Raw genomic sequence first — 22724 nt, 5'->3', positions numbered from 1 at the left:
TAAGGTATCTGAAAATAAATATAGATTTACTATCTACATTGCTGAAGTATTACTTCTAATGAAGCTTACTTCAGCCTTACCTGAATGTAGTTGCCATATATACCAGAAAGCATAAGGAATTATTATTATACCGTTAAATATTCCCCATCCATATAATATATCTGCGTTAAACCATGATGATGCATCCATTACAGCTGGGAATAAGTTAGGTAAACAAGCTCTAATTAATACGTGAGCAGATAAGGTATATATACGAGCTGCTATATAAAGTTCAGGTTTTCTTTTAATAATTGGATATATTTCTGCTGCCAATAATATGCATATAGAGCTAGCAAAGTATTTACCAGTTTCACCATAAACAAAGCATAAATTCCAAGTTGTATATAATAAATTCCAAGCTATAGTTGTATAAGCTATAAACATACTATTATCTTCAGCACTTAATTTAAAGAATTTTCGTCCATTGGGGAATGGAATAGTAAAACATAATAATAATCCACAAAGCGCATTGCCATAGTTTTTTAAAGTAACATCTTTTATGGTAGCTTCTGCAATATTTAAGAATAGTACAGCATAAATGAACCAAACGATCCAATCCTTTCTCATAAAGTCCCAGAACTGTCCTTTATATTGTTCTTGATCAGCTACACGGAAAAATCCACCTATTATAAGTGGCAATATAGCACTGAATGTTTTTGCCCAACGAAACCAACCATTTATGCCTCCCATAAGCCAAAGTGGAAAAGTAAATAAAGATGCAACCCAGAAGATAGCTGCAAATTTGTGATGTTTCCTCATATATTCAATCATGAATAAAAGTAAAATAAAATAAGTTCCCATGGAAATTACATATTCCCAAACAGGAATATTCATATTATACATCTCCTCTTTTAAATATTGTAATAAATAATCCTATACTTATATATATTACATAGTATAGTTAAACATAACTAATATAAACTTACAGTTTATGCAATCCAAATTAATAAATTAGTGATTATAGAAGATAAAACTCTAATGCCATTGTAACTTTAGATAAACTTAAAAGAGATACCCCCTTAAAGATGGTATCTCCTTTTTAGTTATATATTAAATATCTGAACACTACATTCAAAATCATAATTTATTTCTTTTGATTGTATATATTTAATGCCTTGTTTTTCATAAAATTTTCTCCAAAAATTCACTGCAGGCTTATTACTTGATATTTGTTCAACTTTATATTTACCCTTGTATGTATCTAACAAAATTCTAATTGCAGCATTACCTACTCCTTTCTTTCTAAAACCCTTTAATAGAAATAGCTCATGAACAACGTAATCAATATCTTTTGGAACATATTTTCCAGTATTAAAAAGAACAAAACCTGCCACTTCTCCTTGATATGTTATAAAATAAGGAGCTAAATCTTCTGATTTAAAATACATTTCTAATCCATCATATTGAAATTTTCCATCTTCATTAATTTTTAAATCATCTGCAAACTCTGATAAATCATGTAAATATATACTCATCAAATTCTCCAGTTTTTCCTTTGATTTTATGGTTACTAGTTCTAATTTTATTTCATTTAAATTCATTTTATAAATCCCCCCCCCATTTTATAGGGTAATTTAAAATAAATAGCATGTCAATCATCATTATAATTATCATGCTGATTATAAATAAGACATTATATTCATTTTACAGTGTCTACTTAAAATAAGTAATACAATAAAAAACCTTAACTATTATTCTCTGGAATTTAAGAATAGTTTAATTTATTATTAAAAGTTTTCATTCTAATTTTTTCATTAATTATTGGTTAAAATAACATCAACGATAAACTATATCTTAGATTTCTAGTATAAAGGAGATATCATTATGGATTTTTTACAAGGTCAGGAAACACTTACTATCATGGAGTGGGCTTTGCGTGCTATTATTGCTTTTTTCTTTTTAGTTATTGTTGCAAAAGTCTTAGGACAACGTAGCATATCCCAATTAAGACTCCTTGATTTTGTCATTGCTTTAGTAATTGGAAATATTATTGCCCATCCATTATCTGATGAAAACCTTGGATTAGAGGGATCTGTCATTTCAACAATTGTATTAGTTGTCCTATATATTGCTGGAGTATTTTGTGTTCTAAAATTTCCATTTATAAAAATACTTATTAATCATAAACCAATCACAATTATCAAAGACGGAGAAATTATTTATAAAGGATTAAAAAAAGCAAGAATATCTCTTGATGTGTTATTAGAAGAATTACGTGAAGAAAAAGTAGAAGATATAAAAAAAGTAGCATTAGCGATTTGGGAAGCTGATGGAAAATTTTCTGTTTTTTTAGATCCAAAATATGAACCCATTACGCCTTCATTCTATCAAATGGAAACAGAAGCCTTTGATTTGCCTAGGACAATTATTAAGGATGGTAGAATTAATTACGAGGAGCTAAAGCAAACTAATAAAGATGAAGACTGGGTTATTTCCAGATTAAAAAAGTTATATCAAACTGATATAAAAAACATTCTACTTGCCACCTTAGACAATAAAGATAACCTAAAAATTTTTTTATATAAATAATTCCTAGAGGACTAAGCATATCCATTAATAATATGGATATGTTTAAGCCTCTTTTTCTTTAAAAACCTCCCTATTATGACACATTTTAACTGACCTATGTCTATTAGCATCCATATTTATTTAATTTTTCCAACAAACTATATTCTAATAGTAGCTCATTGAAGTCACTCAATTTATCTCTTAACACTTCATATTGTACATTTATATAAATTTAAATTATTTTATATTTCTTTGTCTTTAATTTGATTTTGAAGTTTATTTGAAAAACCTGTTGCTATCCCCGTTATCAAACCACTGAATATGAAGAATACATTAGTAGAAATATCTAGAAAATAAATACCTACAATTCCAATAATTATCTGCAATACAAAAGCAGAACATACTACTAAAAAAGGTTGCCATTTCTTGTCCATTTTTATTTTTGTACTAATTTTATCAGTTATAATATATTCCTTATCAAAGTTATAGTAAACCACCATACTTAACATCATTGGTACTAATATAAATAATGATTTTATTAATGAATCTAACATACTCTTCTCCCTTTTAAATATGACTATTTAGATGTATAAATCTTAATGAAATATCTTCATTAAATTATACACGTAAAAATATAATATTTCTTTTGCTAATACCATTGACTTATCTCACTAATAGTACTATACTGAGTAAGAAGCTTAAGGAAACACTTAAGAACTTAATATCGCGGGATGGAGCAGTTGGCAGCTCGTCGGGCTCATAACCCGAAGGTCGTAGGTTCAAGTCCTGCTCCCGCAACCATAAAAAGATTCTATATTTAATATAGAATCTTTTTTATTTATGAATTATCTTTTAGCCTAACTTCTCAATTTAAACTTAAGTATATAAATGATATAATTGTAATGTTATACTTTGTAATTTAGTTCAAAAGTTAACTATGAGATTTTTAAGTTTTTATAATACTACTTTTTAAAAATGGAAATTGTGGTATTTTATTGGTAAATTTACTATTTTTATGGAGAGTGATATATTAATGAAATTTATAGATATAGAAAGCTGGAAAAGAAAAGACCACTATAATTTTTTTAAGGGCTTTGATTACCCACATTTTAATATTTGCGGTAATGTAGATATTACAAAATTTTATAGTTATATTAAGGAAAATGAAATCCCATTTTTCATATCCTTTGTATATGTAGCTACAAAAGCAGCAAATGATATAAAAGAATTTAGATATAGGATAAGAGAAGATAAGGTAGTTGAGCATGAATATATAAATCCTGCTTTTACTATAATGGGACAAGATGAAGTATTTAGTTTTTGTAGAGCAAAATTCATAAATCAGTTCAATGATTTTAAAATTAGTGCAACTGAAGAAATAGATAAAATAAAAAATAATATCATTATTGAAGATGAATCTAATTGTGATGATCTCTTATATATGACCAGTATTCCTTGGGTTTCATTTACTGGTGTAGCCCACCCAATTCAGCTAAATCCTGTTGACAGTATTCCAAGAATAGCCTGGGGTAAATACTTTGAAGAAAATGGTAAAGTTAATTTACCACTGTCTGTTCAGGTACACCATGCCTTAGTTGATGGCTTACATGTAGGACAATATTTTAGAGTAATTCAAGATATTTTAGATAATCCTTCAAAATATTTATAAGACATGTTAAAGGAGCTTTTCAAAAGCCCCTTTAATTTCCTTACTGCAAATCCCTATAATATTTAGGATATCTATCACTTTTATTCTTATTACAGATATTTATTGCCTTTTCCTTACTAAGTGGAAGTATGCCTTCTGATTGCTTAAATACTTCCCTATTTACTTTTTGAGCAAAGCATCCAACTTTAGGCTTGCCTATATGATTTTTCATTTCAATCCATAATTTTTTTACAGATTCTTCTTTTACATTTCCAAAGTTCATAGGTACAAAATCACAGGGATATAATTCTCCCGAAGCACTTATATAAGAATGTTGATTTCCTGCTCCACAACCAAATTTTAATTCACTTTCTGTATAAGCAAAGGTACTTATCTTAGGTAAATCACTTCTTCTATTTGCCTTATGTTGCAACTTTATAAGCTTTTCTCTATCACTTTCACTATACATTACACTACTTAATTGTTTTTCTGTTAAAAGATTGCCACTTAGGATAGGTTCAAGTATCTTAACTTCATGGGCCCCATTATCCTTAGCAAATTTAAATAACTTAAATAACTCTTCCTCATCAAGATTTTCTTTCAATATAACGGTTTGTGCCATTACATATAACCCTGCTTTATTTGCATTTCTAAGAGCTTCAATAGCATAATCAAAGGCATTTTCATTATTTCTATTTTTATTGTGTACATCTTTTTCATAAGAATCTAAACTTATTCCAATACTAAATAGACCACTATCCTTTAACTTTTTTGCTTTTTCATAGCTTAGATTAAAACCACTGGTAAATAGAATAGATGTACTTCTATTATCTATACTTCTTACTATATCAAATATATCTTCACGTGCCATGGGCTCTCCTCCTGTAATTCCAATAATAGGAGTGCACATTTCTTGAAGCTCCTGTATAACCTTAATCCATTGTTCCTTTGTTAACTCTTCTCCTAATTGTCTACTTTTTGAACTACAATAAACACAATTATTAGGACATTTATGTGTTATACATAAATACATAGAAATAGGTGCAGTTCTCTCTGCATAGATTTGCTTTGTAAATATGTTTTTAGGCTCATGAACTGCTAATACATTTTGTACAAAGGACTTAGATGGAAAGGGTGGTAAAAATGTACTCAGTATATACTTGTCCTCATGCTTCACTAGCTTTTCACCCTTTATAAAACTTCTCATCATTTTTATATATTTTAATAGATTAAACTGCTTATCTTCCCTTAGAATATTATAAATGTCAAATATACTCCTTATAACATTTTTATCAATAGCCATTTGAGACATGATTTTTAAATTATTTATGCTCATCCATTTCTATTCCTTTCTAAATACTCCATAGGCAAATTTATGATTTATTTCATAAGCTTCATTTTTATATTTCTCTTTCTTTATTTTTTCCACTATAAGAGGTTCAACTTCATTATAATTATTAAAGATTTTCTTAGTACCTGCCAAGGCACCAGTTATATTTAACCACTCCATAAGTTCCTCTGGCTCCTTAAATCTAAAAAACACTTCACCTTCATCTACTTCTAAAACCTTAAAATTGTACTGCCTGCACCATTTAATTAAACCTTTCTTCCCCTTTGGTAAATTTAATCTTATATCCATAGGTTTAATTACTTCCTTTTCCTTCTCTCTCATCACTTCTAGAAATATTTCCTCTATCTTATCTAAAGTTCCATGAACATTTGTAATTATAGCTAATATACCCTGGGGTTTTAAAACATTACTAAAGAGCTTAAATAATTCATGATGATTGAAATAAGAAAGTGCCCAACCAAAAAATATCACATCAAATTTTTCATTAGACTTTTTCAAAAATTCAACACCATCACTATTAATAATAGTAACCTTATCCTTATTAACAGCGTTTAACTTCTCAAGCATTTTACTTGATTGGTCTACAGCTGTGATTTTATATTTTTCAGATTTATCTAAAAGACCCTTAGTTATATATCCTGTTCCACAAGCAAAATCTAGTATTTTTAATTCCTTATTTGGATCTATATACTTTGAATGAATAATATTATCAGAATGTGTTCCCATTTCTTTGAGCCAATGATTATAGGTATTAGAAACTTTATCGTACTCTGCTCTATAATCTTCTTTGCTTACAACTTCTTTTTTAAAGAGTTTATAGCCAACCTTTAAGTAAAATACCATTTTATTTATCATATTTTCTCACCTACAAATATAAAATAATAGCCCTTATCATAAACCTTGCTTATATGAAAATGTTCTTCAAGCAAAACCTTAATTTCATCTTTAGTTCTAAAAAACAATCTTCCAAAGAGAATAAATTCAAATGCTCTTAACAACCTGGTTCTTATATGATTTTTATGGAAATCCATAATAACTATCTTTCCACTATCCTTTAGTATCCTACTTATTTCAGCAATGAGCTCCTCTTGTTCTTTGATATGATGAAAAACATCACTCATTATAACTGTATCTATAGAACCACTGTGAAAGGACGTACTTAAAGCATTACCTTTTATAACTTTAACATTACCTCTTTCATCTACCCTAGAAAGCATCTTCTCACTTTCATCAATGACATATACAGTATTACAGCTATTACAAATATGATGAGCCAAAAAGCCAGTGCCTCCCCCTATATCTACAACTACTTCATCCTCATTAATACTGGCTGCATCTTCTATATCTCTAATCTTATATAAGTTAAAAATAGCCATAAACTTATCATAATATTTATAAACCTTATCAAAATCCTTAGTATTTCCCATAGACACCCTGCCCTTCAGCATGAAAAATATTTACTAAATATATTATAACATTCTTACACCAGCTATTACACAACATTTAACTTATAAGGTAATCAAAACCTTTTACTAAGACTCTGTTTAAAAAACATATCATATTTAGTTTCACAGTAAATGACTATGCTGTTAATCCAGAGACGACATTTTACTATGATTATCCAAATTTTCATCTTTAAAAAAGGATGCAGTTTAGAATCACTGCATCCTTTTGCTTATTTAATTTTTTTTAAGATGTCTTAACCTCAATTATTAAAGATCGTTGTATATCTCCATATTATCTATACATTCTTGAACAAGTCTATCTATATCCAGTGCACTTTCAGAATTTCTTATTAAGTCCACCCTAGGTTTTATTTTTGGATGCTTTGGTACAAATATTGTACAGCAGTCTTCATAAGGAAGTATAGATGTTTCATAGGTTCCAATATCTCTAGATATATCCATGATATCTATTTTATCCATGGCGATAAGAGGTCTAAACACTGGCCTATCTGCCACGTCATTGCTGACCATGAGTCCTTCCATAGTTTGACTTGCTACCTGGCCTATGCTTTCCCCCGTGGTTACAGAGTTTATATTATATTTTTCCGCTACAGCACAGGCAACTCTCATCATAAATTTTCTCATTATTATAGTAAGCTCATCTTCAGGGCATTTTTCTATTATATCCATTTGAATATTAGTGAAAGGTGCCACATAAAGATTGATTTTCCCAGTGTAGCCCTTTAGTAGTCTTGCCAAGTCTTTTACTTTCTCTTTAGCTCTTTCACTAGTGTAAGGATGGCTGTGGAAATAAATAGCGTTCAATTCTACCCCACGTCTTGCCATCAAATATCCGGCAACAGGAGAATCTATACCACCAGAAAGCATAAGCATAGTACTACCATTGGTGCCATAAGGCATTCCTCCTACAGCTCTTACCCTTTTAGAATATACATAAGCCCTTTTTCTTACTTCCACATTTATTATTCTTTGTGGTTTATGAACATCTACCCTTAATCCCTCTACAGCGTTTAAGACTACAGCACCAATTTCACGACTCATCTCCATAGAATTTAAAAGAAAGGCTTTATTTGCTCGATTACTTTCAACTTTGAAGGTAGTTTCTCCAAAATCCTCAGCCTCCACAACCGCTTGGGCACTGATAGCTTCCATGGTAGGTTCTACTTCCGTAACTAAACAAACTTCAGAAACGCCAAAAACTCTTTTTACTTTTAACATTACCTCCTCCAAATCTTCACTATAGAGGAACCACCTTCCTTGATCGTTTATAAATTCATAGCTACATCCCTTAAGTACTGAATCTATATTTTTCATGAGCTTTTTTTCAAAGATTTTTCTATTTAATCCCTTTAAAAAAATTTCCGATGCATATTTAATAAGTAATAGTTTTCTCATATTATTTTCTCCTTAAAAATTTCAAACTTTTTTCTAGTACTTCTATAGTGTAATCTACTTCTTCTTTTGTATTAAACTCATTAAAGCTAAACCTTATGGTTCCCTTTGTTTCCTGGGTATTAAGGCCTATAGCTTTAAGCACATGGCTATCTCCTTGTTTCTTTGCGGAACAGGCAGAACCGGTAGATACATATATTCCCTTTTCCTCTAAAAGATGTAGTAGTACTTCGCCTCTTACACCTATAAAGGAAACACTTAAAATATAAGGACTGAAACACTCCTCACAAGGACTGTTTATCACTATATCTTTTATATCTCTAAGTCTTTCTATAAAATATTCTTTAAGCTCACTTACCTTTGAATAATTAAGTTGAACATTATTATATATAATATCTGAAGCCTTTACAAAGCCTATAATACCCGGTAAATTTTCTGTACCTGATCTAAAGTTTCTCTCCTGTCCACCTCCGCTTATTAAAGCCTTAGGATTAAATCCTTTTTTTATGTAAGAAAAACCAACTCCTCTAGGACCGTCAATTTTATGGCCACTAACGGATAACAAATCTATTTGGGCTTTTTTTACATCTATTTTAAACTTTCCATAGCTTTGGACCGCATCTACATGGAACTTAACTCTAGGACTTTTTTCCTTTATTAATGTCCCTATAGCTTCTATATCCTGTACAACTCCCAGCTCATTATTAACATGGATTATGCTCACCAATCGAGTGTCACTATTTATGTTGCTTTTTAGTTCTTCTAGAGATATACGACCCTTATTATCAACCTTTAAATAAGTAACCTTAGCCCCTGCTGCCTCCAATTCCCTAAAGGTATTAAGTACGCTAGGATGTTCAATTTCACTAGTTATTATGTGCGCACCTACCCCAGTAAAACCTTTTACTAAAAAATTATTGCTTTCACTTCCACCAGAAGTAAATATTATTTCATCCTTGGTACAATTAATAGTCTTAGCTACTTTATCTCTTGATTCATTAAGAGCTCTTTCTGCCTTAAGGCCTAAACCATGAGCGGATGAAGGATTTCCAAAATTATTTTTCATTGTATGTACCACAGCATCTATTACCTCACCATAAGGCTCAGTGGTGGCACTGTTATCAAAATACACTTGCATAAAACCACTCCTAATCTATTATTCTACTTATTATATCAAATAATTCCTCCACCGCAATAAACTTTTGAAAAAAGTATGATAGAGCATTGATTTTGGCACATTAATAGTTAGAGAAAAGACCACCATAATTTTCTTAATAATAATAGCCATCAGTTTAGTAAACTGATGGCTATTATAATAATGAAGTATTTGTTATTTATTTATTGCTTTAAACGCTTCTGTTTGTGATTTTATTCCTTTTTCCGCTGCAAACCTTTCAATGCTTGAAGCACCAAAGAAACCGTCAATTCCTTCTGTTTTTTCTATTACATATGCAGCATCTTCTGGCTCCGCAATAGGTCCTCCATGGCAGATTACCATAATATCAGGATTAACTTCTCTTCCAGCTTTAATAATAGCTTCAATTCTCTTTACACAGTCATCAAGTGTAAGTGCTGTTTGTGCTCCTATTGTACCTTTTGTAGTTAATCCCATGTGTGCAACTAATATATCAGCACCAGCTTCTGCCATTGCTCTTGCTTGGTCAGGGTCAAATACATAAGGAGTTGTAAGCATATCCAGTTCATGTGCTTTTCTTATCATTTCAACTTCTAAATCATAACCCATTCCAGTTTCTTCTAGGTTCTGCCTAAATACACCATCAATTAATCCTACTGTAGGGAAGTTTTGAACTCCTGCAAAACCTTGTGCTTTTAATTGTTTAAGAAAAATCTCCATTACTCTGAATGGGTCAGTTCCACAAACACCAGCAAGAACTGGAGTATTTTTTACAACCGGAAGTACTTCTGCTCCCATTTCAACTACAATCTGATTAGCATCTCCATAGGATAGTAATCCTGCAAGAGAACCTCTTCCTGCCATTCTGTATCTGCCTGAATTGTAAACTATAAGCATATCTGCTCCACCAGCTTCACTGAATTTTGCCGTAATACCTGTTCCAGCTCCTATACCTAATAATGTTTGCCCATTTTTAACCTGTTCCTTGAACTTTGTCATAATTTCGTTTCTTGTCATTGTATTCATCAATAAAGCCTCCTTCTATTATTTAGATTTATTAATTTACTATTTTTTCATCATATCTATTAATTTTTGTGCGGCAGCTTCTGCAAACTCTACTTCATTAATGGCGCAATTCATTTCTACTACTTCTACAACATTTCTGTTTACACCATTTTTTAATATATTAAATAATACCGCATCCTCTTCTGGCCCATAAAAAGGCTGACCTTCTACATCAATAGCAGATACTCCTTTTAGAGGTATGAATAAAGCTGTTTTTCCTTTAGCTAGATTTAATTTTTCAACCAGTCTCATACCAATTGCTTCATTTTCCTCTTTATTTGTTCTCATAAGTGTTACTGAAGGATTATGTTTATATAAGTTACGTGTTATAAACTTCTCCGGAACTGTTTCATATGGTCCAAAATTACACATATCAAGGGCACCTACTGATACAACTTGTGGTATTTTATTTTTGCCTGCTGCCTCTAAACGATGAGGTCCTGCATTTAAAACACCACCAATAACTTCATCTACCCATTCTGTGGTAGTAAGGTCTAATACGCCTTCGATGAAGCCTCCATGGATAAGTGCTTCCATTGAACGTCCACCTACACCTGTTGCATGAAATACAAGAACTTCATACCCTCTCTTTTCAAGGTATTCCCTTGCAGCTGTTATACATGGAGTTGTTACACCAAACATAGTTGCAGCAACTAATGGCTTTTTCTCTACAACTTTTGTATTTTCAAACTTAACCATACCTGCAATTGCAAATACTGCATTTGTAAAAATCATTGTTGAAATAGAGTTAAGACCTGCAACATCCACCACAGAAGGCATCATAATAATATCGCTGGTACCTACATAAGGTTCAGTATTGCCTGAAGCAACCGTTGAAACCATAACCTTTGGCACACCTATAGGCAGTGCCCTCATAGCTGGAGTTACTAATGAAGTTCCTCCAGTTCCACCAAAGGATATAATACCATCAAACTTACCCTGTTTATATAATTCAGGTAATAACTTTTCCATGCCTTTTGATAATATTTCTGTTGCTAATGCCCTATCTTTTTTAGATACTAGCGTTTCCATGTTTGAGCCTGCTGCCTTTGCAACTTCATTGTTTGATACATCTGGTTCAAAAGCTGGCTCAAATACACCGGTATGAATGGTAAAAGTACATAAACCTAAACCTTCAATTAGTTCTTTTACGTATAAATATTCAGTGCCTTTAGTGTCAAATGTTCCTGCAATAGCGATTGTCTTCATTTCTTTAATCTCCCTACATAAATTTTCTTTTATCTAGTCTGTACAATATTAGATAAATGACTAAGATAATCGTCTTATAAAACGTATGATATTTATAAGTTAATCATACGTTTTTCGTCTCTTTATGTAAACGTTGCTATGTACTATATTTTTGTGTTTATGTCATATTTCTAAACTTATATTGTTTTGGCGAACACCCCTTATACTTTTTAAACATTTTGCTAAANNTGCTAAACTGCACATAATCTTTATAACCAACTAATGGTGCTAAGTCTGACAATTGGATATTCTCTTTATTTATAATTTCTGCTGCTTTATTTACACGAAATTTAACTAGATACTCTGGAAAACTACAACCAACTTCTTTTTTAAATAAACTGCTTAAGTAACCCCTTGATACATGAGCTACTTTGGCTAAGTCTAGAAATGAAACATCATTCATATAATTTTGGGCAACGTACTCCTTTACAAATTCAACATAATTATAGTGCTTTTTAACTCCATCTAACATTTTAATTATTAAATCATCTTCATCTAACTGAGTTGAAACTTTAAAAGCTTTTGTTATGTTTGTAATAGACTTTTCCGATGGAATTCTTTCAAATGTTGATCCACCTATATATCCCATTAAATCTTCAATATTACTATACATGTACTGAATATCGATTGGTGTTTTTACAGGTCCACCATATATTAATTTAATTACCTCTGGTTTTAACTCATTACATCTATTAAATATGTTCTCTGCTTTAACCTTTGCAGCTTCCAGTGAAAAAACTTTTTTTGCTCCTAACAATCCTCCCCCTGTTAGACCTAGATGTACGCAAATGACGTCAGCTCCTGCAATAATCATCTGCTCCGCTTGCATTTCATTAAATACAAAAGCAACTGTAAACATGTCTTTTTCATGGGCTATTCTTATTGCTTCTACTTCAATTAAATAATTACATCCTTCTTCTTCAAGAGCTTCACTGAACTGACTGTCTATAAGTCCAACTGTAGGATAGTTATTAATACCTGAAAAGCCCATATCCTTTATTTTATCTATGTAACTTTCCATATTCTTTAGAGGGTCCGTTGCATTGAGTCCAAATATAATAGGCATATCTTTTACCAATGGTATTATCTCTTTTGAAGCAAAGTCCATTACCATATCATTGCTATTACAAAATGGTAAATAACCTGCCAATGAACTTCTCCCCATTTGCCGAAATCTACCCGAATTTAGCACTAAAATAAAATCAGCTCCACCCTTTTCAGCATATTTTGCCGTCATTCCTGTACCTGTTGCTACACTAATAATATGATTTCCATTCTTTATTTGTATATTGATATTCTCTAATAACTTTTTTCTTTTCATACTTTCGAACCTCTTATTTTTTCATCAAACTCTTTATAAAGGAACAGCCCTGATCAATTTCAATGGTTAAGGCTTTTTTTCATTAACATTACTTCAATACGATAACTAAACACACCCTCTTCATTTTTAAATAGTATATCTTGTTTATTCATTTATATCTCTTCCAAATTTATATAATCCTCAATTTTTTCATATAGAGTCTTATCTGGATACAGAGACATAATACTATCATCATCTATCAATTTATAATATCTAGTAGAGTAGCTAACACTAAACTTACTATTTGGTAAAACAAATCTTAATATCTCTCCATAACAATTAGGTTTTCCTCCTGAAGGTTCTCCCCAAATAACACAGTTTGTCTCAAATTTGAATTGATAAGCATTAAGTAATCCTGATGAAAAAGTCTCTCTTCCTATTATTACTTTCAGTTTTTCCTTATTGTTAATTCTAGGATTATTCTTTATATAGCATAATAAAGGTTCTAATAATCTGGAATCACCACCCAGATTATTTCTTAAATCTATAGTGATTTTACCAATAGAATTTTTCTCTATAAAGTTTATAATCTCTGCTATTTTTGTACTAATTTTTTTATTTTCATCTTCCCTACAATAATTATACTTTATGTAAAGTTCCTCTTTATCTTCTAAATATTTATACCACAAATTCTCATTAGGTCTTCTTGCATATAAGGGCAATTGACTGTCTGAATATTTTAGTTCACTAATATTAACTGTTTTAACTTTAACTGTATTGTGTTCTGTTGTTATTTTTATATTATCCATAGAATCTGATATCAATAATCCATATAAAACTTCTGCAACCTGCATATACTTCATACTCTGAGCCTTAAAAAAATATTCATTTTCAAAGGATATAATTTCTGAAAGTTCATGAAGGATTTTATCCATGCTAACATCTTCAATTGCTATAACTTTCTTAAATAATAAATCCTTATAAACTTCACTAGTTCTTATTATATATATTCCATCCTCAAACCAATAAAACTTAATAGGCAAATACTTATTAGCAGGAAATGCAACTGATGTATGGGCATCTCCAATTGAGGCAACCATCCTTGAAATCTCTACCTTCATCTCTTCATAATCAAGGTCACCTATCATTGACTTTAATTTATCTATCCTGCTATCAAACTCTTCCCTACTTATATTAAAAAATAAATTTTTATGCTTTTCTATGAGATTTTCTCTCAGAAACTCTATATCTTCTAACCATTTTTCTTCCCATTGGCTTTTCATAATATTACGCTCACCTCTTTATTTATGTCCCCTTAGTAAATAATTCCTAAATTAATCATGTTACTAAGACTTTAACATAAAATCTAATGCTTAAATAGTTATATTTTAAAATATGATTTCTATATTAGATCATATTCTTTATCCATTGTTTAAGTATACTTAATGCCGCTTTTAAAATAGGAAAACCCCTGAAACCCGCACGGATACAACAAATAGTTAAATAGTTAAATAGGTTCATATATTTATAGTTTAATAGTTCTGTATATAAATAGTTTAATAAAAAATAAAGCTCCAGTTTAAGTTTATTACTAAAACTGGAGCTTTAAATTTTTTTACTATTCTAGATTAAGCTTATTCTTCATGATGTAGTTAGTTATACAGAATAAAATTGTGAAGAAAATTAAACAAACTATAATTCCACAAAGTATTGCATAGTGTGAAGATAGATAAATAAAACTATCACTTGCAACTAATATAGTCATACCTATTCCTAGTATTGATTGTTGAGCAATGCTTAATATCATAAATCCAGCAAATCCTCCTAATAATTTTTTTGATTTAAACAACTGACCTATAGAAAGTGATGCATAAAGCATCATAATTTGATGAGCTAAAGATACAATTCCAAATATTGTAAATTCTATTATACCGAAAACATTTAACCCAATTTCAGAGTAAATATTTTTAAATCCTCTAATTACTTCTTTTAATACCCCTGGTTCATAGGCCATTACAAATATAGATGTTGCAGCTATGAAACCACTTATTATAGTCCATACCATAGATACTACTAATTTATTAACTATATTTTGATAACTTTTTACCGGGATAGTATTCATTAAATATCCTTCATCACCAAATAGGTTTTTATAAAATCTTTGTACAGTTATAAAAAGTGTTCCCACAAAAACTGCCACCATAGTTACGAAATATCCTATCATTGTTATAATGGCAGGAATTCCACCTAAGAAATCCATATTTACCTCAGCCATATTAGTTCCAATAAATATCTTATTAATAATTGAAAATCCAAGCAAAGCTCCATAAAGAGGTAGCATTATTCTGCCTGTAGCCTTAAATTCATATTTCATTAATTTTCTTAGCATCTAAATACCTCCCTAAATAGTTCATCTACTGTCTTTCCGCTACTTTCTCTTATTTCATCTACACTTTTTTGTAGCATTATTTCTCCATTTGATATAAAAACAACATCATCGAGAACTTTCTCTATATCTGCTATTAGATGAGTTGAAATTACTACAGTTGCATTTTCGTTATAATTGCTTATTATTGTGTTTAAAATATAGTCCCTTGCTGCTGGGTCTACCCCTGCAATAGGCTCATCTAAAAAGTATAACTCTGCTTGCCTACTCATAACTAAAATAAGTTGAACCTTTTCTTTTGTTCCTTTTGATAAGGTCTTAAGCTTAACATTTGATTCAATATTTAACTTGCTTAGCATATCATAGGCTCTCTTTTCATCAAAATCCTCATAGAAGTCTTTGAAAAAATTTATAATATCAGATACCTTCATCCAATCATTAAGATAGGTTCTTTCAGGGAGGTAAGAAACTATCTTTTGAGTTTCTATGCCCTGAGGAAGCCCTGCTATCTTTACTTCTCCTGACGTTGGTTTTAATAACCCATTAGCTAGCTTTATTAAAGTCGTTTTACCACTACCATTAGGACCTAAAAGTCCAACTATTTTACCTTTTTCTAAAGTTAAATTAATACCTTTAAGTGCTTCCTTATTGTCATATTTTTTAACTAATTCCTTACACTGAAAAATTGGTTCACCCATTACTTCATCTCTTTTGCCATTTCCCCTAGAAATTCCATGATATCCTCATTACTAAGTCCTAAACTTTTCATACTCTTAAGAAAATTTATTGCTTGGTCTTTAGCTATATCCAGTTTAATCTCTTTTATCATATCTATATCCTCCGTGATAAATCTTCCACTAGTCCTTTGACTATAAACAAACCCTGACCGTTCTAACTCTGCTAAAGCCTTTTGTATAGTATTAGGATTAACTGATGCCTCTTCAGCAAGCTCTCTTACCGTTGGAAACTTTTGTCCTGGCTTGTATTCTCCTGAAATTATCTTTAGTTTAATCTGCTCAATTAATTGAATATATATAGGCCTTTGGTCCTTAAATTCCCATGCCATCTAATCACCTCTCTTGTATTACTGTGTTGTTGTACTAACATCTTAATACAATAATACAACCTACAATTGCTTCTGTCAATACCTATTTCCATAAATATCAAAAATAAAATTCAGAGGAAGTTTAATCTTTCTCTGAATTTTAATCTTTACTTTATAATATATAAATTTATATAGTTTCAATCTCAACTTTTATTGCTGTAGCACCTTCTAGTTGAATCCATTTTAAATTTGCCTTGAATTCTGTAGTAACCTTATGTAAATTACATATATTTTCTATAACATAGGCTCCTTTATTTTCAACATATTTATCTATTGCTACGTGATCTTTTCCATGTTGTATTCCACTTAGATCAATGCCTATTAATTTTACATTACAGTCTAATAATCTATCTATAAGCTCATTAGTTAAATATGGACTAGGCTTAGAATTAAAATACTCATCACTTCCATATCCATAGGTTTCTAAGTAACCCGTTCTAAATATTACAAAGGAACCTGCTTTAATTGATAANNAATATGTTAACGTCTATAATATCTATTTTCCTAGCATCTATTACCTTAACATCTATTTGTGATGGTAATTCTATATTGGATAGATTGTAGCAATCTATATGAGTTCCTATATGTTGCCTTTGGTGTGCCGGCTGTGAGTCTCCCCACTTTAATATTTCTACCGGAATGTTAAAATCTGTTAAGTGTAAATTCATATTATATTTCTCCTTCTGTTTCTATTAGTTCGTCTAAATAACTATTAAATTTAATCAAGAAATTAGTTACAATTTTTTCTTCCTTCTTATCTACATTTTTAAAAAATATCCTATTTCTTGCTTCCCATTGCTTATGCTTTATTTCATGATATTTATATAACTCTTCACCTGACTCCGTTAATTTGAAATATATCTCCTTATCATTATTAGGATTTTTATATTTATCAATAAGATTACTATTTAGAAGCCTTTTAGTTATCTTACTAATAGCACCTCTTGTCATATTCATACTTTGGGATATTTTAGTAACATTAGGATTTTCTATTTTTCCTATTAGATCTATACAGTGTATTTCTGAAACCCCATAATTTTCATATTCACTACCCAAAGCCAACTTACCTAAAATCTCTTCCTTTTCATATATTTCTTTAAAACTTTTCATAATAATATTAATATTATCTACTTTAAACACCTCCATATTGTTTCCTTGTAAACAATACTATCATCTTTTTGTTTCCATGTCAACAATTTTGCATAAGTACTAATTTACTATTATAATTCCATTATTAATACAATTTGATAAAAGAAGCCATAAGAATAATTCTTCTTATGGCTTCTTTTAGGTCATTTTATATGTTTTAGTAAAACCTCATCTAATTAAAAGCTCTACTCCTTATTAATTTTTTATACTAGCATTTATATACTTTTTCTATATCTAACTATAAAAGTACATTATTAATTTTATATTATTGAGTTAAAGTAACTGACAATTCTCACAGTAATAAATGCTACCACCTAAATAGTTTTCCTTTTTTATAATTTCACCACAAGAAACACAAGAAGAGCCTACACTATTTTTGCTCATCATAGTTTTATATCCACCATTGTTTCCATGTAGATCCTTTTCTGTATCTCTTCCACCCAGTTCTGTCATTTTAGAAAGAACAGTTTTAATGGAAATATATAAAACTTCTTTATTTTCATCTTTTAATGTATTAATTTTTCGTTTTGGATGAATTTTAGCCTGCCATAAAATATCTTGTAGCACTCCATTTCCAAGGCCAGGTATTCGCTGTTCTGTAGCAAGAAATGCTTTTATACTTAGCTTCTGTAAACCCTGTGAGGATATCAGTTTATCAAAATAAGTTTCATTAAATTCATAAGAAAGTGGAGATGGTTTTTCCTTTGTAACCTGATAATAATTATTGGGAAACCCTTCTTTGGTATTAAAACACCATATTCCTCCATACATCTGAACCGATGCACTAACTTCAGATGAATCATTAAATTCTAACAGAAGTTGATGTTTGGCCGGACGTTTTTCATCACTGTCACGATATCTAAATCCTACCCCATCACCAATTAATATTGATGTATTATCAGCACTAATTTCAACCATACCTCCGTAGGCAGTTGCCATATTAATAGTCTTCCCTACAAGTATTTCATGGTATTTTTGTGGATCTCCATGATACCACGCAAACTTATGTGGATTATGAGCAGCAACAACATTCACAATCTTCTTTCCCTTAATTGTATTGTTAATCTGTCCTGCAAGTGTTAAAGCTTCCGGTATCTCAATCATTGTTATCCCTCCAATTATGTTAATTATTTATTATTATTCCATTATATACTTACTGCAAAAAAAATAAAAGAAAGAGAATCTCCATAATAGGATGATTCTCTTTCTTTAATATTTAAAACATTTATTCATCTTCCTTAGTCTGTTTTACTAATTTAAGATTATNNTATTTTCTATTTCAAGAGCTATTTCAGGATTTTCTTTTAGATATAACTTAGAATTTTCTCTTCCTTGACCAAGTCTAGCATCTTTATAAGAAAACCAAGATCCACTTTTTTTAACTATATCTTCCTTAACTGCTATATCGATAAGTGCACCTTCCTTGGAAATTCCTTCATTGTACATTATATCGAATTCAGCTAGCTTGAAAGGCGGAGCAACCTTATTTTTGGTTACTTTTATCCTTGTTCTACTTCCAAGAATATCTTCACCTACTTTTATAATATCTGTTTTCCTTATATCAAGCCTAAGTGATGAATAAAACTTCAGCGCTCTTCCACCTGTTGTTGTTTCAGGATTACCAAACATAATACCTATTTTTTCTCTTAGTTGGTTTATAAATATAACAACACATTTAGATTTATTGATTGATCCAGTTAGTTTTCTTAAGGCTTGTGACATTAACCTTGCCTGCAATCCTATATGAGAATCCCCCATGTCACCTTCTATTTCAGCTCTTGGAACAAGAGCAGCAACAGAGTCAACCACAAGGACATCTAAAGCATTTGATCTTACAAGAGCTTCAGCTATTTCCAGGCCTTGTTCTCCAGTATCAGGTTGAGAAATAATCAGATCATCAGTATTAACACCCAGTTTTTTTGCATAGGATGGATCCAAAGCATGTTCCGCATCGATATAAGCTGCTGCACCACCACTTTTTTGAGCTTCTGCCACTATATGTAGTGCTACTGTTGTTTTACCAGAAGACTCTGGTCCATATATCTCCACTATTCTACCCTTTGGAACTCCTCCAACGCCAAGGGCTATATCTAAAGCAAGACATCCTGTCGGGATAGCTTCTATATCCATTGTTGAGGTTCCTCCAAGCTTCATTACGGAACCTTTTCCAAATTGTTTTTCTATATGGTTCATAACTGTTTCTATGGCCATACTTCTATCATTACTTATATTCATTTTTATCAACTACCCTTTCAAAAGCCATTATAGCTTATATTATGTCTCACCTTTTTTAACTTCTACTGAGTAAAACAACCCTGTTTAGCATGCACTTCTATTATAATCATATTTAGTAGTCATTTTCATTAATTAATCTAGCAACTTTTCTATTTATTACTTCAAAAGTTGTGTTTAATTTGAATGCTAATTCTGTAAACAATATACTTTGAACATAAGTTAAAAGTTTTATATCTTGCTGATGAAATTTCCTTCCTTCTGCTTCAATTTTAAGCTTTTTCCTCATTAAAGTACTTATTATCTTAGAGATTTCTTTACGATCTCCATTCTTTACAACCTTAGAATATACTTGGTTTCTTTCAGCATTCGCTTCTATCCAATCTACACCTGGTTCCCTGAAGGATTCTAAGAGTTCTTCTGCCTCTTCTTTATTTACAAGCTGTAACATGGCTACCTTATCACTCTCAACTGGGACGCTTATACTTAATGAACTATCGTCCACTGGGTGCAATTTATAGTAATTTCTTTTTTTACCACCTATTTTTTGTTCACATATGTCATCTACACGGCAAATTCCATGGGCCGAATAAATTATTAATTCTCCAATATTAAACATTTCAATTTCTCCCTTGTTGTACTTTGTCAACTAAGTTGACTAATTTCATTGTACATTAAATTTAACAAATTGTCAATTAAATTGACAATTCTTAATGAATTATGTATATTATTTGTATATTATTTTAGTAAAGATAATGATTGGAGTGAAGCCATTGAATTCTGAATTACAAAATTTACATTTAATTGATTTAATAAGTGAGCGTCACGTTCTACTTCGTAGAATATGTGAAAAATCATGGAATGATAGTAGTGATATACATATTTCAAACTCTGAATGGTATATCATGGCAAGAATATATAATAAAAAGACAACTCTATCTTACGTTACAAAACATGTTGATATCTCTAGACAGGCAACTCATAAATTTGTAAAAAATCTTGAAGCAAAGGGCTTAATTGAAATTACAAATTCAACAAACAATAATAGGGATAAATGTTTGCAGTTGACTCCCTTAGGTGAAGAATGTTATGAGATAAATTTATCTCAAAAGGCAGCCATAGAGCAAACACTATGTGAGAAAATTGGAACTGATAAGGTAGAAATACTTAAAGATATGTTAAAACTAGAATGGGACATATAGCTAATAAAATAGCCTTATCTCTCTGCTAATGTGTTTTTATTATATCTTTAGAATCATAAGGCTATGCAATGACTCTATATTTATCAACAACTACTGATTATTTTGCATCTTTTGCTTTTGCAAGTTTTGCTGCTGCTCTCTTTTCTGCAAGTAATATTTTTTTCTCTTCCTTTGCAGCTTTTTCAAGTATTTCTTTTTCCTGTTTTTCTTCATTTCTTTTCTCTTCTAGTTTAGCTTTTGACTGCTCTTGCTTTATATGCAATTTTTCTAATATACTATTCTGAACTTCCTCATTTACTGCTTCTAGAAACATTTTAAATGCTTCTGGATATACAAAAGCTTTTACTCCAAGGTTATCTTGAAATTCCACTAATATCTTATCGCCCTCTACCTCCGTTATGACTCCTGATCCGAATTTAATATGATTAACTTGCTCATTTTTTATATTCATTCTTGACCGTCTCCTCTCTAATTTCAAACTAGTGTTTTAATAATTTTTACTTTCAGCCATTCTTCTTTCATGCTATTTTTCCTTTTAAAATATCATTACCTATAGCATAAACCAACGACTCATAGCTTTGTAAGAAACCTTATTATAAAAAAACTCAAAACCACCTTCAGATGGTCTTGAGTTTTCATACACACTGACAATATAATAATATCATTTTTACTTTTACTTGTCAAATTGACTTACCCATATGGTTACATAAGTATAAAAATTATCCATTATAATCTACTAATTGTTATATAATTCCATTTTATTATTGATGAAATCCTCACAAGAACGCATAGCTAGAATTGTTTCTTCAAATAATTTATCTAATTCCCAACCAAGGATTTCTGCTCCTTGTTTAATTACATCCCTTGAACATCCAGCAGCAAATTTCTTATCTTTGAACTTTTTCTTAAGACTTGAAAGTTCCATATCCATAACACTCTTAGATGGACGCATTCTTGCAGCTGCACCAATTAATCCAGTAAGTTCATCCACTGAAAATAATATCTTTTCCATCTCATGTTCTGGTTTTGGTTGTTCTTCTGCACAAAGTCCATATCCATGGCTAGCTACTGCTCTTATTAATCTTTCATCAAGACCACATTGTCTCATGATTTCTTGAGTTTTGCTACAATGTTGTTCTGGATACATTTCAAAATCTAAATCATGAAGCAATCCAACTCTAGACCAAAATTCTGCTTCATCTTCATATCCAAGTTTCTTTGCAAAATAATTCATAACACCTTCAACCGTTAACGCATGTTGAATATGAAATTCTTCTTTATTGTATTCGGTAAGTAGTTCCAACGCTTCCTCTCTTGTTATCATCATAATATCCTCCTATAAAAACTTTATTAATATTATTATATTTTAAGAATATTATTAATACAAATAATATTGAAGAAGTATATTATATCTTATTTCTATTAATAATATCTAATATACTCCTATTATTAGATATAACCCTTGGAATCTTAATTTGATTTTTTGATATTCCCTTCT

Annotated in this window: 25 protein-coding genes, 1 tRNA gene and 1 pseudogene; 4 read left to right on the top strand and 23 right to left on the bottom strand. The window is 30.5% G+C overall.

Going from position 1 to position 22724, the window contains the following annotated elements; genetic code table 11:
- Positions 1–33: 33 nt before the first annotated feature.
- Together B2671_RS16325 and B2671_RS16320 are read right to left on the bottom strand one after the other, a co-directional pair.
- A complete protein-coding gene (locus tag B2671_RS16325) occupies positions 34–873 on the bottom strand; it encodes a hypothetical protein (RefSeq protein ID WP_346871348.1) in 840 nt (279 codons plus the stop codon).
- Between the two features lie 209 nt (positions 874–1082).
- Positions 1083–1580 carry a GNAT family N-acetyltransferase gene (locus tag B2671_RS16320; protein ID WP_346871347.1) on the bottom strand — a complete coding sequence of 166 codons (498 nt, stop codon included), beginning with the start codon at positions 1578–1580 and terminating at the stop codon, positions 1083–1085.
- A gap of 283 nt (positions 1581–1863) precedes the next feature.
- On the opposite strand from B2671_RS16320, the gene B2671_RS16315 reads away from it, so the two are divergent.
- Entirely contained in the window at positions 1864–2568 is a 705-nt protein-coding gene (locus tag B2671_RS16315) for a DUF421 domain-containing protein (RefSeq protein WP_346871346.1), read from the top strand.
- 221 nt (positions 2569–2789) lie between these two features.
- Here the strand turns inward: B2671_RS16315 and B2671_RS16310 are convergent, their stop codons facing one another.
- Positions 2790–3101, bottom strand: coding sequence for a hypothetical protein (locus B2671_RS16310; RefSeq protein WP_346871345.1), 312 nt, complete (start codon positions 3099–3101; stop codon positions 2790–2792).
- Between the two features lie 171 nt (positions 3102–3272).
- Between B2671_RS16310 and B2671_RS16305 the strand changes: the two genes are divergently transcribed.
- Together B2671_RS16305 and B2671_RS16300 are read left to right on the top strand one after the other, a co-directional pair.
- Positions 3273–3348: transfer RNA gene (locus B2671_RS16305), tRNA-Met, on the top strand.
- 232 nt (positions 3349–3580) lie between these two features.
- Entirely contained in the window at positions 3581–4216 is a 636-nt protein-coding gene (locus B2671_RS16300) for a chloramphenicol acetyltransferase (RefSeq protein WP_346871344.1), read from the top strand.
- A 40-nt stretch (positions 4217–4256) separates the two neighbouring features.
- Here B2671_RS16300 and B2671_RS16295 read toward each other — a convergent pair whose 3' ends face one another.
- From B2671_RS16295 to B2671_RS16215, 17 genes and pseudogenes are all read right to left on the bottom strand, one after another.
- Positions 4257–5531 (bottom strand): radical SAM protein, encoded by a 1275-nt coding sequence (locus B2671_RS16295; RefSeq protein WP_346871343.1) that lies wholly within the window; start codon positions 5529–5531, stop codon positions 4257–4259.
- A 6-nt stretch (positions 5532–5537) separates the two neighbouring features.
- Positions 5538–6401: a class I SAM-dependent methyltransferase gene (locus B2671_RS16290; RefSeq protein ID WP_346871342.1), complete on the bottom strand. Its 864-nt coding sequence runs from the start codon at positions 6399–6401 to the stop codon at positions 5538–5540.
- Entirely contained in the window at positions 6398–6973 is a 576-nt protein-coding gene (locus B2671_RS16285; protein WP_346871341.1) for a class I SAM-dependent methyltransferase, read from the bottom strand. The genes B2671_RS16290 and B2671_RS16285 overlap by 4 nt, the downstream gene beginning before the upstream one ends.
- Before the next feature lie 285 nt (positions 6974–7258).
- On the bottom strand, positions 7259–8407 hold the full coding sequence (gene thiI, locus B2671_RS16280) for a tRNA uracil 4-sulfurtransferase ThiI (RefSeq protein ID WP_346871340.1): 1149 nt from the start codon (positions 8405–8407) through the stop codon (positions 7259–7261).
- A 1-nt stretch (position 8408) separates the two neighbouring features.
- Positions 8409–9542, bottom strand: coding sequence for a cysteine desulfurase family protein (locus tag B2671_RS16275; RefSeq protein ID WP_346871339.1), 1134 nt, complete (start codon positions 9540–9542; stop codon positions 8409–8411).
- Positions 9543–9734: 192 nt separating this feature from the next.
- Positions 9735–10565 (bottom strand): phosphoenolpyruvate hydrolase family protein, encoded by an 831-nt coding sequence (locus B2671_RS16270; RefSeq protein WP_346871338.1) that lies wholly within the window; start codon positions 10563–10565, stop codon positions 9735–9737.
- Positions 10566–10604: 39 nt separating this feature from the next.
- The gene (locus B2671_RS16265; protein ID WP_346871337.1) at positions 10605–11813 is read right to left on the bottom strand and encodes a Tm-1-like ATP-binding domain-containing protein; all 1209 of its coding nucleotides are present in this window, start codon (positions 11811–11813) and stop codon (positions 10605–10607) included.
- 157 nt (positions 11814–11970) lie between these two features.
- On the bottom strand, positions 11971–13173 hold the full coding sequence (locus B2671_RS16260; protein ID WP_346871336.1) for a phosphoenolpyruvate hydrolase family protein: 1203 nt from the start codon (positions 13171–13173) through the stop codon (positions 11971–11973).
- Between the two features lie 152 nt (positions 13174–13325).
- Positions 13326–14435 carry a peptidase S41 gene (locus B2671_RS16255; protein ID WP_346871335.1) on the bottom strand — a complete coding sequence of 370 codons (1110 nt, stop codon included), beginning with the start codon at positions 14433–14435 and terminating at the stop codon, positions 13326–13328.
- A 335-nt stretch (positions 14436–14770) separates the two neighbouring features.
- Positions 14771–15541 (bottom strand): ABC transporter permease, encoded by a 771-nt coding sequence (locus B2671_RS16250; protein ID WP_346871334.1) that lies wholly within the window; start codon positions 15539–15541, stop codon positions 14771–14773.
- Entirely contained in the window at positions 15535–16236 is a 702-nt protein-coding gene (locus B2671_RS16245) for an ABC transporter ATP-binding protein (RefSeq protein WP_035135480.1), read from the bottom strand. The genes B2671_RS16250 and B2671_RS16245 overlap by 7 nt, the downstream gene beginning before the upstream one ends.
- Positions 16236–16604: a GntR family transcriptional regulator gene (locus tag B2671_RS16240; protein ID WP_346871333.1), complete on the bottom strand. Its 369-nt coding sequence runs from the start codon at positions 16602–16604 to the stop codon at positions 16236–16238. Before B2671_RS16240 ends, B2671_RS16245 begins: the two co-directional genes overlap by 1 nt.
- Before the next feature lie 166 nt (positions 16605–16770).
- Entirely contained in the window at positions 16771–17088 is a 318-nt protein-coding gene (locus B2671_RS16235; protein WP_346871369.1) for a hypothetical protein, read from the bottom strand.
- A gap of 224 nt (positions 17089–17312) precedes the next feature.
- Complete coding sequence (locus tag B2671_RS16230) at positions 17313–17783, bottom strand: MarR family transcriptional regulator (RefSeq protein ID WP_346871368.1); 471 nt, start codon at positions 17781–17783, stop codon at positions 17313–17315.
- 282 nt (positions 17784–18065) lie between these two features.
- On the bottom strand, positions 18066–18896 hold the full coding sequence (locus tag B2671_RS16225; RefSeq protein WP_346871332.1) for an endonuclease VIII: 831 nt from the start codon (positions 18894–18896) through the stop codon (positions 18066–18068).
- Positions 18897–19055: 159 nt separating this feature from the next.
- Positions 19056–20027, bottom strand: a pseudogene (gene recA / locus B2671_RS16220) (recombinase RecA); the annotation flags it as partial.
- 112 nt (positions 20028–20139) lie between these two features.
- Positions 20140–20643 (bottom strand): CarD family transcriptional regulator, encoded by a 504-nt coding sequence (locus tag B2671_RS16215; protein ID WP_346871330.1) that lies wholly within the window; start codon positions 20641–20643, stop codon positions 20140–20142.
- Between the two features lie 154 nt (positions 20644–20797).
- On the opposite strand from B2671_RS16215, the gene B2671_RS16210 reads away from it, so the two are divergent.
- On the top strand, positions 20798–21226 hold the full coding sequence (locus B2671_RS16210; RefSeq protein ID WP_035133483.1) for a MarR family winged helix-turn-helix transcriptional regulator: 429 nt from the start codon (positions 20798–20800) through the stop codon (positions 21224–21226).
- Positions 21227–21323: 97 nt separating this feature from the next.
- Here B2671_RS16210 and B2671_RS16205 read toward each other — a convergent pair whose 3' ends face one another.
- From B2671_RS16205 to B2671_RS16195, 3 genes are all read right to left on the bottom strand, one after another.
- Positions 21324–21677 carry a hypothetical protein gene (locus B2671_RS16205; RefSeq protein ID WP_346871329.1) on the bottom strand — a complete coding sequence of 118 codons (354 nt, stop codon included), beginning with the start codon at positions 21675–21677 and terminating at the stop codon, positions 21324–21326.
- A 285-nt stretch (positions 21678–21962) separates the two neighbouring features.
- On the bottom strand, positions 21963–22550 hold the full coding sequence (locus B2671_RS16200; protein WP_346871367.1) for an HDIG domain-containing metalloprotein: 588 nt from the start codon (positions 22548–22550) through the stop codon (positions 21963–21965).
- Between the two features lie 82 nt (positions 22551–22632).
- On the bottom strand, positions 22633–22724 hold a 92-nt coding region (locus B2671_RS16195), incomplete at its 5' end, for a hypothetical protein (RefSeq protein ID WP_346871366.1).

The organism is Clostridium sp. UBA5119 (assembly GCF_002414285.1).
Classification (GTDB): Bacteria; Bacillota; Clostridia; order Clostridiales; family Clostridiaceae; genus Clostridium_J; species Clostridium_J sulfidigenes.
The sequence above is the reverse complement of the archived record's forward strand: the minus strand, read 5'-3'. Positions and strand labels throughout refer to the sequence as shown.